Raw genomic sequence first — 12,532 nt, 5'->3', positions numbered from 1 at the left:
GCCAGGTGCTGGTCAGGCGTCCGCGTCGATGCCCAGGGTGAGGGTGCCGCGGTATCCGGCGGACGGGGTGCTGCCCAGCGCCGTCACGGCCATCAGCCCGGCGGCGGCGCCGCCGTTGCCGTAGATGCCGTCGGACGACAGCGGGGTGCGGGGGACGGTGTTGGTGGAGTACGGGGTCAGCTTGGCGACCGCCTGGGTGATCGTCTCGCTGAAGAAGAGCTGGCCGGTGTGGATCTCGTTGCCGCCGGTGAACGAGCCGTCGGAGGTGAGGGTGACGCCCGTGTGCACCTTGACGTGGATGTGGATGCAGCGGCCGCGGTACCAGCCGGGGTAGATGCCCTTCAGCTTGGCCACGCCGTCGGTGCCGGTGAGCACACCGCCGCGCAGGAACTTCCCGTTGTCCGGCTCCTGGTGTCCGTTGTTGCCGACGAAGCCGGAGTACTCGCCGAGCGCGTCGCAGTACCAGATCTCCACGAGCGCCTTGTTGAGCGGTGCGCAGGTGTCCTTGTCGACGACGGGGAGGACGAGCTCCAGCGGTACGCCCTGCTTGTCCTCGGTGACATCGGCCCGTACGAGGGCGCGGTCGAGGTAGTACGGGCCTTCGGTGAGCTGCTTGGTGAGCGTGCAGACGGCGTTGGCGGCCGGGGCCATGTCGGCGGCGCCGGCGGCGGCCGCCTCATGGCGCGTGGCGGCGGTTCCGGCGCCGATTCCGATGGCCGCCGCGGCGGCGCTTCCGGCGATGAGCACTCTGCGCCGCCCGAGGGGGGCGGGGGATGAATCTGTCATGGGCATGGAAAGTAGGGAGGGTAGCTGTGGGGCGCCTGTCAATTCGGCAAAGTCTCCGCGCGTCAACTCTTCTTATCGCCAACTCCCTTATGGGGCAGCGGTGTTGACATCCTCGACAAGCGCTTACTAGCTTCTTCTGTGATGGCTGTCGTCTGCTGGGGCGGTCCTGACCACACCGCGCCCGGGCAGCGCATTCCGCCACCGTCAGAGCCGCACTTTTGACGATCTCCACCGACCCCGTGGCCAGCGCGCCCCACAAGCGATTGCCCCCGGGCGGACTGCGGGTGGGGATCCTCCGACCGAGAGGGCTCCTTCATGAACTCCGCAGGTGAACATTTCACGACGGACATCGGCACCGGCACCGGCCAGCACCGGCGCCGTCTGACGGCCGTCGTCGCGGGCGTGGTGGCGACCCTCGTGCTCGGGGGCCTGTCCCTCGTCTCGGCGCAGGACGCGGACGCCACCGGCCGCGTGGCGGACGGGGCCGCCGCCCCCTCCGGCTCGTTCGACGTCCTCACCTACAACGTGGCCGGACTCCCCGAGGGCCTGTCCTCCGGCCACCCCGCGAAGAACACCCCGCTGATCTCGCCCCGCCTCGGCCCGTACGACATCGTCAACGTCCAGGAGGACTTCAACTACCACGCCGCGCTCTACGCCGGGGACGACCACCCGTACCGCACCCCCACCAGCGGTGGCGCGGCCTTCGGCGACGGCCTCAACACCCTCTCCGACCTGCCCTACGACGACTTCGAGCGGGTCAAGTGGGCCAAGTGCAACGGCACCGACTGCCTCACCCCCAAGGGCTTCACCCTGGCCCGGGTGCGGCTCGCCGAAGGCGCGTACCTCGACCTCTACAACGTGCACACCAACGCCGGGACCACCGACGCCGACCTCGCCGCCCGCCGCGCCAACGTCACCCAGCTCTCCGACTACATCGCCGCCAACTCGGCCGGAAACGCCGTGCTCGTCATGGGCGACACCAACACCCGCTACACCCGCGCCGCCGACAACATCCGCGACCTCGCCACCCGCAACGGCCTCACCGACGCCTGGGTGAACCTCGTCCGCGGCGGCTCGGCCCCGCCCGCCGGGTCCGACGCGCTCGTGTGCGACCCGGAAAACGTCACCAACACCTGCGAGGTCGTCGACAAGGTCCTCTACCGTTCAGGACCGCTCCTCTCCCTCTCCGCCACCCGCTACAACAACGAGAACACCGCCTTCCTCGACGCCGAGGGCAAACCGCTGTCCGACCACTACCCGCACACCGTGGACTTCTCCTGGAAGGCCGCCGATTCGCTCCGCGCCGGGGACCAGTTCGGCGGGCCGCACGGCACCGCGTTCAACGACGCCGACGACCTGCCCGCCACCCCCGCGCCCCGCACCCTCACCCTGCGCGGCGGCTCCCGCCTCGACGCGGTGTCCCTGACCCTGAGCGGCGGCACGACCCTCTCCCACGGCGGCAGCGGCGGCACCCCCGCCACCCTCACCCTCGGCCCCGCCGAACACCTCACCTCCGTCACCCTCACCCGGGGCCAGAAGGACAACCGCACCCGCCTCTTCTCCGCGGCCTTCACCACCGACAGCGGCCGCACCGTCTCCGCCGGAACCCCCACCGCCGACACCGCCACCTACACCGCCCCCACCGGCTGGCAGATCGTGGGCTTCACCGGCCGCGCGGGCGACGAGATCGACAAGCTGGGGGTCATTTACGCGCCACGTTAGCCAAGTAGGCTTTCGCCCATGCGTGATCTTGGAGTGGGCATCGGCTATCTGGTGAAGGGCCAACGCTGGGTGGCCCAGCACGGCAGGTGGTGGGGGATCGGGATGCTCCCGGCCCTCATCACCCTCGTCGGCTACGCGGCGGCGCTCGTCGTCCTCTTCTACTGGACCGACGACGTCATCGCCTGGGCCACCCCCTTCGCCGACGACTGGTCCTCACCCTGGCTCGCCGCCTTCCGCGGCACCCTCGCGATCCTCTTCGCCGCCGCCTGCCTCTTCCTCGCGGTGATCACATTCACCGCGGTCACGCTCCTGGTCGGCCAGCCCTTCTACGAATCCCTCTCCAAGGAGGTCGACCGCTCCGAAGGCGGCGAGGCCCCCGACTCCGGCCTGTCCACCGCACAGGAGGTGTGGATCGGCATCCGCGAGGCCATCGCCCTGCTCATCCGCGTCACCCTGTGGAGCGTCCTCTTCTTCGCGCTCGGCTTCATCCCGGTCGTCGGCCAGACCGTGATCCCCGCCCTCGCCCTCTGCGTGACCGGCTTCTTCCTCGCCGAGGAGCTGACCTCGGTCGCCCTCCTGCGCCGCGGCATCCTCCTCAAGGAGCGCCGCCGCATGCTCCGCGGCCGCCGCCTCCTCACCATAGGCTTCGGCCTCCCCCTCGCCGTCCTCTTCCTGCTCCCCCTGATCGCGGTCTTCCTCATGCCGGGCGCGGTAGCGGGCGCGACGCTCCTGGTCCGCGACCTGACGGGCGAGACGGAGCCCGCCCCGCAGGGCGAGTCATCCGACGGTGCTCCCGGCCACGCCCCGGGCGTCTTCAACGGCTCGTAGCGACGTCGGCGTGGGCGGCCCGGCCCTGGTGGGCCGGGCCGCCGGTGTCCGGTCGCGGCGTGGTGTTACTTCGTCGCGGGGGCGGACAGTTCCTTGCCGAAGGCGGCGTCGGTGGCCGGGGCGCCGAGGTCGCCCGGGCCGATGAGGGCGGAGCCCTTGGCGGTGAGGCCGTCGGGGCCCGCGTACAGGAGGGCTGTCGCGCCCGCGCCCTCGGTGCGGTTGGGGACTCCGATGGCCAGGTCGGGCTTGCCGTCGCCGTTGTAGTCGGCCGGTGAGACGGAGTCCCCGAACTTGTCGTTGCCCGTCATCTCGCCGGGGACGCCCTCGGTGTCGAGGGAGAAGGTCTGCGCGCCCGCGTCGGTCAGCCAGTCCTTGGCGCCCTTGAGCACGGTGATGGCGCCGGCGTCGTTGTAGCCGTCGGGGGTCTCGGCGCCGGTGTCGCCGATCACGAGGTCGTCGTGGCCGTCGCCGTTGATGTCGGTGAGCCGGGAGGCGATGCCGTTCTGCGGCTTGCCCTTCCAGACCACCGGGTTGGCGGTGTCGAGCCCCGCGGCGGTGCCCGGGTACGTGCGCAGGCGCGCGTCGTCCGGGCCGTCGGTGAAGCCGGTGTCCGTGAGGACGTCGTCCTTGCCGTCCCCGTTGATGTCGCCCACCACGGCCCGGTACGAGGCGAACGGCAGCGGGACGTCCTCGCCCAGCGGTGTGCTCTTCAGGCCACCTGACGAGCCGGGGAGCACGCCGAGCGTGCCCTCGTCGGCGGGGTCGTCCTGGTAGGCGACGGTGACCAGGTCGGCGTAGCCGTCGCCGTTGATGTCGCCGGAGGACAGGTGCTCGACGCCCGCCCCGCCGCCGGGCGGGGTGACGGCCGTCATCTTCGGGGTGGCCGTCTTGCGCAGGTTCGCCGCGCCGGCCACGAGCTGGACCTTGGTGCCGTCGGAGATGGCGATGTCGTCGCGGCCGTCGTGGTTGTAGTCGCCCACGGCCATCTGGTCGCCGAACAGCCCGTTGGCGGTGGCCCTCGGCGCGTGGAAGGCGATGGCGTCGCCGGAGAGGCCGCCCTTGGCGCCGAAGACGACCGTGACGGAACCGGCCCGCTTGGTGGTGCCGATGGCCTCGTAGTTCGCGGCGACGATCAGGTCCGTGTAGCCGTCGCCGTCCACATCGCCGCGTACGACGGCCGAGCCGAAGTGGTCCCCGGCCTCGGGGGTGCCGGGAACCCCCGGGCTGGCCTGCGACAGCGTGCTGTGCCGAGATGTGTCGACACCGGCCCGGGCTCCGTAGGTCACGCCCACATAGCCCGCCTTGGACTTCCCGGAGACGGTGCCGTCGGGTGCGCCCACGCCGAGGTCGGCGTAGCCGTCGTGGTCGATGTCGCCCGGGGTCTTCGCCGCCGAAGCGGCCGTGGCGGAGGGCTGGTTCAGGTCAGGCCCGTCGGGTGCCACGGCATTGGCCGCGGCGGCCATGGTGGCGGTCACGGCGGCGCCTACTGCTACGCCCACCACGCCTCTGGTCCTTTTACGCACAAATCCTCCATCGAGTTACGCCGAAGGGTCGTGCAGGGAGAGGGAACCGGGAGGTGAATGGTTGCGGTACTCACGGAAAACTGAGGACATCTCTCGTCTTGCGGGCGTCAGCGGTCCTCCGTCGCGACCACGGTGAGGACCGAGCGGACCTGGGCGGTGATGGCCTGGCGGTTGCGGACGAAGTCCGGGTCGGTGATCCGGCCCGTCGAGGGATCGGTGTTGTCCGGGCCGAACTGGAGGACGGGGGTGTGGAGATGGCCGCCGGGGACCTTGAGCCCGAGCGCGTCGCGCAGGAGCGTGGCGCGGTAGGCGATCTCGTTGGAGAGGTAGTCGCCGCCACCGCCCGCGCGGGCCGTCGAGCCGGGCGTCGGGCCGTCGGGGCGGACCACCGGGGCGGTGGCGCCCGCGGGGATCTCGGTGACGGTGGTGTTGTCGTACACGGGGACGGGGCCGGTGTCCGCCGCGACGATCCGCTGGTAGGGGAGGGTCGTGGTGGTCCACTGGGGCTGCGGGTGCGGGGTCGGAACACCGGGCGGGACGGGGACCGTCTCGGTGCGGGAGACGTTGGCGTTGTCCAGAACGCCACCGCGCCACGCGCCGTTGGTGCGCTCGACGTCGAAGCGGCCCACCCGGCCCTGGCTCACCGTCATGAACGCGTCGACCTGCCGTGGCCCGGAGCGGAAGGCGGGGAGCAGGGCGCGCTCGACCGTGCCGTCGGCGAAGTCGGCCCAGCGGACGGGGAAGACGGCGGTTTCGACGCGTGCCGGGCCGTCAGCCGTACGGAGCGTCATGCCGTCCAGCGCGAGGGCGGCCGCGCCGGAGGGATTGGAGCGGCGTACGTCGGCGTCCAGCTGGAACGGGTCGAAGCCGGTCACGACGATGCGCTTGATGTGCTTGCCGGTGGGGAGGTCGAGGGAGTCCTGCCCGCGGGAGCTGTGCTCCAGAGCGGCCAGGAGCGCGGCGCGGCGGGGCTCGGGCAGCGGGAAGTCCGGCCGCCACTCGCCGAGGGCACGGGTCATCCCGAGCCGCGCCCAGTACAGGGGGCGGTCGTCGTCCCGGCTGAGGTCGCCACCCGCGGGTCCCCGGCCCTGCACCCGGTCCACCGCCCGGCGCCACAGCCGCTGGCCGTCCCGGCGTACGACGCGCTCGGCCTGCGGGGCGGAGCGTACGTGGGCCAGATCGCGGACGAAGTCCGGCGCCACGTCGTCGAAGCCGCTGCGGCGCAGGATCTCCTGGGGCGCGGCCTGCTCGAGGCGCTGTTCCTCGACGGTGGGGGTGCGTTCCTGGGCGGTTGCCGGGGTGGCGACGGCCAGGGGGAGGGCGGTGAGGGTGAGGAGCGTGCGTATCGGGCGCATACGGGACCTCTCGAAAGGGGGAAACGACGAACCCTCCCGCCCCGCGCGGACGCGGGGCGGGAGGGGCGACGAGCCGGGGTTCAGCGGGTGGAGAAGGAGTGCACCGTCGTGGAGCGGTAGGTGTCGCCCGGGCGGAGCACGGTGGTGGGGAAGCCGGGCTGGTTGGGGGAGTCCGGGAAGTGCTGGGTCTCCAGGCAGAAACCGTCGCCCTGCCGGTAGACCTGGCCGGACGTACCGGCGAAGGTGCCGGTGAGGAAGTTACCCGTGTAGAACTGCACGCCCGGCTCGGTCGTCGCGATCTTCATCACGCGCCCCGACTCCGGCTCGGTGACCGTCACGATGTGCTCGGGGCGGCGGGTGATGCCCTTGTCGAGCACGAAGTTGTGGTCGATGCCCTGGCCGTACAGCACCTGCTGGTGGGCCTCCCGGATGTCCCGGCCGATCTCCTTGGCGCGGCGGAAGTCGAACGGGGTCCCGGCGACCTTGGCCAGTTCGCCGGTGGGGATGAGGGTCTTGTCGACCGGGGTGTAGCGGGACGCGGCGATCTGGAGCCGGTGGTCGTAGACGGACCCCGAGCCCTCACCGGCCAGGTTGTAGTAGGTGTGGTTGGTGAGGTTGACGACGGTGGCCTTGTCGGTGGTGGCCTCGTAGTCGATGCGGAAGTCGCCCGCGGCGGTCAGGGTGTAGTCGACGCGCACGGTGAGGGCGCCCGGGTAGCCCATCTCGGCGTCCGGGCTGACCCGGCGGAGGGTGAGGCCGACGTCCGAGCCCTCGCGGAAGGGCTCGACGGACCAGACGCGCTTGTCGAAGCCCTTGTCGCCGCCGTGCAGGCTGTTCGGGCCGTCGTTGACGGGCAGCTGGTACTTCGTGCCGTCGAGGGTGAACGTACCGCGGGCGATGCGGTTGCCGTAGCGGCCGATGAGGGCGCCGAAGTACGGGCTGCTCGCCACGTACGCGTCCAGGTCGTCGAAGCCCAGCGAGACGTTGGCGCGGCGGCCGTGCCGGTCGGGGATCTCCAGGCTCTGGACGACGCCGCCGTAGCTCAGCACCCGCAGCCGGGTACGGCCGTTCTCGATGGTCCAGCGCTCGACCTTCGTGCCGTCCGCCAGGGTGCCGAAGTGTTCCTTCACCGCGTGCCCCTCACCGTTCGATGCGTCCTTCGCGAAGGCGGTGCCGGTGCCGGTGGCCGCCACCGCGGCGGTGGCCGCGGCGGCGGTGAGCACCGTGCGTCTGCTCGTGTTCAGGGGGGATCGGTCAGTCATGTGCGGCTCCACAAGAAGTAGTTGGATGACGACTTACGAACCGACCCGGCGCTTGTTCCAGACATCGAAGCCGACCGCCGCCAGCAGCACCAGTCCCTTGATGACCTGCTGGTAGTCGGTGCCGATGCCCACCAGCGACATGCCGTTGTTCAGCACGCCGAGCACCAGACCACCGATGATCGCGCCGAGTACGGTGCCGACACCGCCGCTGGCCGAGGCGCCGCCGATGAACGCCGCGGCGATGGCCTCGAGTTCGAAGTTGAGGCCCGCGCTCGGGGTGGCGGAGCCCAGCCGGGCGGCGAAGACCAGACCGGCGAGGGCGGACAGGATGCCCATGTTGACGAACACCATGAAGGTGACGCGCTTGTCCCGGACGCCCGACAGCTTGGCCGCCGGCTGGTTGCCGCCCAGGGCGTACACATGGCGCCCGATGACGGTGTTGCGCATCACGAAGCTGAAGATCACGAAGAGGCCGGCCAGGATCAGCAGCCCGTACGGCGCCCCGTGCCAGCTGGACAGCGTCATGGTGAAGGCCATCACGGCGGCCACGATCGCGGCGCACTTGACGAAGAACAGCCCGAGCGGCACCACGTCCAGCTCATAGGCCGCGCGCTGCTGCCGGCCGCGCCACTCCTGCCAGACGGCGGCGGCGCAGACGATGAGGCCGATCACCATGGTGGGGTTGTGGTACTGCGTGTACGGGCCCATCTCCGGGATGAACCCGGTGCTCAGCTTCTCGAAGCCGTCGGGGAACGGCGACAGGGACTGCCCGTCCAGCAGGATCTGGGTGCCACCGCGGAAGGCCAGCATTCCGGCCAGGGTGACGATGAAGGACGGGATGCCGATGTACGCGATCCAGAAGCCCTGCCACGCACCGGCGGCGGCGCCGAGGAGCAGGCAGAGGACGACCGCGAGGCCCCACGGCATATCGTGTTTGATCATCATCGCGCCGGCGGCCGCGCCGACGAAGGCGACGAGTGATCCGACCGACAGGTCGATGTGACCCGCGATGATCACGATCATCATGCCGATCGCGAGGATGAGGATGTAGCCGTTCTGCTGCACCAGGCTGGTGACGTTGCCCGGCCGCAGCAGGATGTCGTCCGACCAGATCTGGAAGATGACGATGATCAGGGCGAGCGCGACCAGCATCCCGTACTGCCGCATGTTGGTCCGCATGCCCTCGAGCAGCAGCGTCCCGAGGCTCTTGGAGCCCTCGGCCGGCGGTGGGGCCGGGCTCTCGGTCTTCTGGGTGGCCGTGCTCATCCTTCGTCTCCTCTGTCCCTGTCCCTGGTCATGTGGCGCATCAGTACTTCCTGGGTCGCCTCGGCCCGGGGAACCTCCCCGGTCAGCCGTCCGGCCGCCATCGTGTAGATCCGGTCGCACATCCCCAGCAGCTCGCCCAGCTCGGAGGAGATGAAGACGACGGCCTTGCCCTGCGCCGCCAGGTCATTGATGACCGTGTAGATCTCGTACTTGGCCCCGACGTCGATGCCGCGGGTCGGCTCGTCGAGGATGAGCACCTCGGGACCTGCGAAGATCCACTTACTGAGCACGACCTTCTGCTGGTTGCCGCCGCTGAGCCGGCCGACCCGCTCGAAGACCGTGGGTGCCTTGATGTTCATCGTCTTGCGGAACCGCTCGGCGACCCGGGACTCCTCGTGCTCGTTGACCAGACCGCGGCGCGCCACCTTGCTGAGCGAGGAGAGCGAGACGTTGCGGCTGATGGTGTCCTCGAGGTTGAGGCCGAAGGTCTTGCGGTCCTCGGTGACGTACGCGATGCCGTGGTCGATGGCCTCCGGCACGGTACGGGTACGGACCTCCTGGCCGTCGCGGAGGACCCGGCCGCCCGCGTAGCGGCCGTACGTCCGGCCGAACACGCTCATCGCCAGCTCGGTGCGGCCCGCGCCCATCAGCCCGGCGATGCCCACGATCTCGCCGCGCCGGACGTTCAGCGACACCCCGTCCACGACCTTGCGCTGCTGGTCGATGGGGTGGTGCACGGTCCAGTCCTCGATGGCCATGGCCACCTCGGCGGCGTCCTCCCCCTCGTACGGGGTGCGCTCGGGGAAGCGGTGGTCGAGGTCGCGGCCGACCATGCCGCGGATGATGCGGTCCTCGGAGACCTCCGGCGTGGACTCGGGGGTCTCCCGCACCGTCAGGGTCTCGATGGACTGGCCGTCGCGCAGGATGGTGACGGAGTCGGCCACCTTGCGGATCTCGTTCAGCTTGTGCGAGATGATGATCGAGGAGATGCCCTGCGCCTTGAACTCCAGCAGCAGATCGAGGAGTTTGCCGCTGTCCTCGTCGTTGAGCGCCGCGGTCGGCTCGTCCAGGATGAGCAGCTTCACCTCCTTGGAGAGCGCCTTGGCGATCTCCACGAGCTGCTGCTTGCCCACGCCGATGTCGGCGACCCGGGTCTGCGGCGAATCCGTCAGACCGACCCGCTTCAGCAGCGCGTTGGCGTGCTTGAGGGTTTCGTTCCAGCTGATCAGACCGCGGGTGGCGTGTTCATTGCCGAGGAAGATGTTCTCGGCGATGGACAGGTACGGGATCAGCGCGAGTTCCTGGTGGATGATGACGATGCCGCGCTGCTCGCTCGCGCGGATGTCCTTGAAGGAGCAGCTCTCGCCGTCGAAGAGGATCTCGCCGTCGTAGGAGCCGTGCGGGTGTACCCCGCTGACCACCTTCATCAGGGTGGACTTGCCCGCGCCGTTCTCCCCGCACAGGGCGTGGATCTCGCCCTGACGCACGCGGAGGTTGACGTCGGAGAGGGCTTTGACACCGGGGAAGGTCTTGGTGATGGAGCGCAGTTCGAGAATGGTGCTCATAGTCCGGTACCCCGCCCTACTTCAGCTGCGACGCGGTGTAGTAACCCTGGTCCACCAGCACCTGGGTGTTGGACTTGTCGATGCTGACCGGGTTGAGCAGATAGGTCGGCACGACCTTCTTGCCGTTGTCGTACGACTTGGTGTCGTTGATCGGGGCCTTGCCGCCGGTCAGCTCCGCCTTGGCTATCCGCACGGTCGCCTTCGCCAGCTTGCGCAGGTCCTTGTAGATGGTCTGCGTCTGCTGGCCCCGGATGATGGACTTCACGGAGGCCAGCTCCGCGTCCTGCCCGGTCACCACCGGGAACGGCTTGGCCTTCGTGCCGTAGCCGGCGCTCTTGAGCGCCGACAGGATGCCGATGGACATGCCGTCGTACGGCGAGAGGACGGCGTCGACGTCGTCGGTGCTGTACGACTTGTTGAGCAGGTCCTCCATGCGGTCCTGGGCGGCGCTTCCGCTCCACTTCTCGGTGTAGAGCTGGTTCAGCTTGGTCTGCTTGGAGCGGACGACCAGCTCGCCCTTGTCCATGTACGGCTTGAGCACGCTCATCGCGCCGTTGTAGAAGTACCGGGTGTTGTTGTCGTCCGAGGAGCCGGCGAACAGCTCGATGGAGAACGGGCCCTTGCGGCCCTTGGCCAGCCCCAGCTTGTCGACGATGTACTGGCCCTGGAGCCTGCCGACCTTCTCGTTGTCGAAGGTCGCGTAGTAGTCGACGTTCTTCGTGCCCAGGAGCAGCCGGTCGTAGGAGATCACCGGGATGTTGGCGTCATGGGCCTGCTTCAGGACGTCGTTGAGCGCCCCGCCGTTGATCGGCGCGATCACCAGCAGCCGGTGACCCTTGGTGATCATGTTTTCGAGCTGGGCCACCTGGGTGCGGACGTCGTCCTCGCCGAACTGCAAGTCCGTCTTGTAGCCCGCCGCCTGGAACTGCTTGGCCACGTTGCGGCCGTCGGTGATCCACCGCTCGGAGGACTTGGTCGGCATCGCGATGCCGATCGTCCCTCCCTTTTCCTTGCTCTTGTACCGACTGCCGCCGACCGCCTCCTGGCCACAGGCCGTGGCGGTCAGCGAGAGCGCGAGGAGGCCGGCGCCTATCGCCGCGGCTCGTGCGCCTCTTACCGTACGCATGGTGATGGGGTCCTTCCCTGGGGCGTCATTGCTCAGGAGTTCTGGGGGGCCGCGCCGGTGGCGGCATCGGACGCGTCCGTGACGGGGAAGCGCCGCAGCGGCCCCGGCAGCCGGGAGCCCAGCGGCGACAGCCCGCCGTCCGCGCCCAGCCGGGCGAGCAGATCGAGTACGAGCCGGCCGCGGCGCACCCGCTCGCGCGCGCTGTTCAGCGCCACGTCCCGCAGTTGCGCGCCGTAGGGGTAGATCCCCGGAGACTTGCTGAGCCCGAACTTCAGATAGATGGGGGCGCCGCGGCGGATCAGCTCGGCCGCGTCATAGAGCCGTACGTAGCCACCGAGGTCGTCCGGGGCCTCGATGTAGAAGTCCATCGGGGCGCGGGAGACCCGGCGGATCTCGGTGAGGTGTTCCAGCGTCAGGTCCGAGGGGATGTTGATCGAGTCGGCGCCCAGCCGCTCGTACACCGCGAACGAGGCCGGGTTGACCGGGCCGACCAGCGCGGACAGCTTGAAGGTGGTGTCCGCGGGCAGGTCCCCTCGCTCGCGGAGCTGGTGCAGCAGCCACAGCACGCCCTCGTCGGCGACCAGCAGGCACTTCACGCCGAGCGAGGCGGCCCGCAGGGCGTCCTCCACGCATCCGGCGACCGCGTCGTGGCCGCGGGCCCGCAGGCCGCCGCCGCCGGAGTCGGAGCGGGTGGCGCCGCCGATGTCCCAGGTGCCGCGCGGCCCGGTGAACAGGCACAGCTCGGCGTTGCGCTCCGCGCAGGACTCCACCATCTCGGTGATCTCGGCGTCGGTGAGCATCCACACGCCGCTGCCCTGGCTGATCCGGTGGATCGGTACGTCGAGCCGCCCGGCCTCCTTGAACACGGTGGCCAGCGCCTCCGGACCCTCGACGGAGGGGATCTCGGTGCGCCAGGTGCCGCCGTCGGGGAAGGAGTGCGCGGAGGCGTCGGCGGGGTCGGGCGCGGGCGCCGCGTGGCCGAGCGGGGCGAGGGCGGCGTCGGCGGGACGGCGGGGGCCGGAGGGAAGGGCAGAGGCGGCGGTCGTCACGGTGCTCCTTGTATCGCCGTAAGGACTAGGTGAAGCCCTCGAATGTCGAG

The 12,532-nt window shown here is 70.1% G+C and carries 10 protein-coding genes; 2 read left to right on the top strand and 8 right to left on the bottom strand.

What is annotated here, in order from left to right:
• Positions 1-12: 12 nt before the first annotated feature.
• Positions 13-792 carry an intradiol ring-cleavage dioxygenase gene (locus tag ACH4TL_RS29625; RefSeq protein ID WP_398321835.1) on the bottom strand — a complete coding sequence of 260 codons (780 nt, stop codon included), beginning with the start codon at positions 790-792 and terminating at the stop codon, positions 13-15.
• 309 nt (positions 793-1,101) lie between these two features.
• Here ACH4TL_RS29625 and ACH4TL_RS29620 point away from each other — a divergent pair, with 309 nt between their 5' ends.
• Entirely contained in the window at positions 1,102-2,508 is a 1,407-nt protein-coding gene (locus ACH4TL_RS29620) for a jacalin-like lectin (RefSeq protein ID WP_398321832.1), read from the top strand.
• Between the two features lie 18 nt (positions 2,509-2,526).
• Positions 2,527-3,336: an EI24 domain-containing protein gene (locus ACH4TL_RS29615; RefSeq protein ID WP_398321829.1), complete on the top strand. Its 810-nt coding sequence runs from the start codon at positions 2,527-2,529 to the stop codon at positions 3,334-3,336.
• 65 nt (positions 3,337-3,401) lie between these two features.
• Here ACH4TL_RS29615 and ACH4TL_RS29610 read toward each other — a convergent pair whose 3' ends face one another.
• The 7 genes from ACH4TL_RS29610 to ACH4TL_RS29580 form a co-directional block, all read right to left on the bottom strand.
• Complete coding sequence (locus ACH4TL_RS29610) at positions 3,402-4,835, bottom strand: FG-GAP-like repeat-containing protein (protein ID WP_398321826.1); 1,434 nt, start codon at positions 4,833-4,835, stop codon at positions 3,402-3,404.
• Between the two features lie 131 nt (positions 4,836-4,966).
• Entirely contained in the window at positions 4,967-6,214 is a 1,248-nt protein-coding gene (locus ACH4TL_RS29605; RefSeq protein ID WP_398321823.1) for a pyroglutamyl peptidase, read from the bottom strand.
• Between the two features lie 80 nt (positions 6,215-6,294).
• Complete coding sequence (locus tag ACH4TL_RS29600; protein ID WP_398322158.1) at positions 6,295-7,458, bottom strand: aldose epimerase family protein; 1,164 nt, start codon at positions 7,456-7,458, stop codon at positions 6,295-6,297.
• Positions 7,459-7,509: 51 nt separating this feature from the next.
• Entirely contained in the window at positions 7,510-8,742 is a 1,233-nt protein-coding gene (gene mmsB, locus ACH4TL_RS29595) for a multiple monosaccharide ABC transporter permease (RefSeq protein ID WP_398321820.1), read from the bottom strand.
• On the bottom strand, positions 8,739-10,307 hold the full coding sequence (gene mmsA / locus ACH4TL_RS29590) for a multiple monosaccharide ABC transporter ATP-binding protein (RefSeq protein WP_398321817.1): 1,569 nt from the start codon (positions 10,305-10,307) through the stop codon (positions 8,739-8,741). The genes mmsB and mmsA overlap by 4 nt, the downstream gene beginning before the upstream one ends.
• Before the next feature lie 16 nt (positions 10,308-10,323).
• The gene (chvE, locus tag ACH4TL_RS29585) at positions 10,324-11,433 is read right to left on the bottom strand and encodes a multiple monosaccharide ABC transporter substrate-binding protein (protein ID WP_398321814.1); all 1,110 of its coding nucleotides are present in this window, start codon (positions 11,431-11,433) and stop codon (positions 10,324-10,326) included.
• Between the two features lie 32 nt (positions 11,434-11,465).
• Positions 11,466-12,482, bottom strand: coding sequence for a hypothetical protein (locus ACH4TL_RS29580; protein WP_398321811.1), 1,017 nt, complete (start codon positions 12,480-12,482; stop codon positions 11,466-11,468).
• Between the last annotated feature and the right edge of the window lie 50 nt (positions 12,483-12,532).

Source organism: Streptomyces sp. NPDC021115 (genome assembly GCF_044333065.1).
Classification (GTDB): domain Bacteria; phylum Actinomycetota; class Actinomycetes; order Streptomycetales; family Streptomycetaceae; genus Streptomyces.
Note: the sequence above shows the minus strand (reverse complement) of the source record. Positions and strands in the feature narration are given on the sequence as shown.

Bases quoted from the DNA above. Each gene is read 5' to 3' on its own strand.
- ACH4TL_RS29625 (WP_398321835.1), bottom strand. From the start codon at position 792: ATGCCCATGACAGATTCATCCCCCGCCCCCCTCGGGCGGCGCAGAGTG.
- ACH4TL_RS29620 (WP_398321832.1), top strand. From the start codon at position 1,102: ATGAACTCCGCAGGTGAACATTTCACGACGGACATCGGCACCGGCACC.
- ACH4TL_RS29615 (WP_398321829.1), top strand. From the start codon at position 2,527: ATGCGTGATCTTGGAGTGGGCATCGGCTATCTGGTGAAGGGCCAACGC.
- ACH4TL_RS29605 (WP_398321823.1), bottom strand. From the start codon at position 6,214: ATGCGCCCGATACGCACGCTCCTCACCCTCACCGCCCTCCCCCTGGCC.
- mmsB (WP_398321820.1), bottom strand. From the start codon at position 8,742: ATGAGCACGGCCACCCAGAAGACCGAGAGCCCGGCCCCACCGCCGGCC.
- mmsA (WP_398321817.1), bottom strand. From the start codon at position 10,307: ATGAGCACCATTCTCGAACTGCGCTCCATCACCAAGACCTTCCCCGGT.
- chvE (WP_398321814.1), bottom strand. From the start codon at position 11,433: ATGCGTACGGTAAGAGGCGCACGAGCCGCGGCGATAGGCGCCGGCCTC.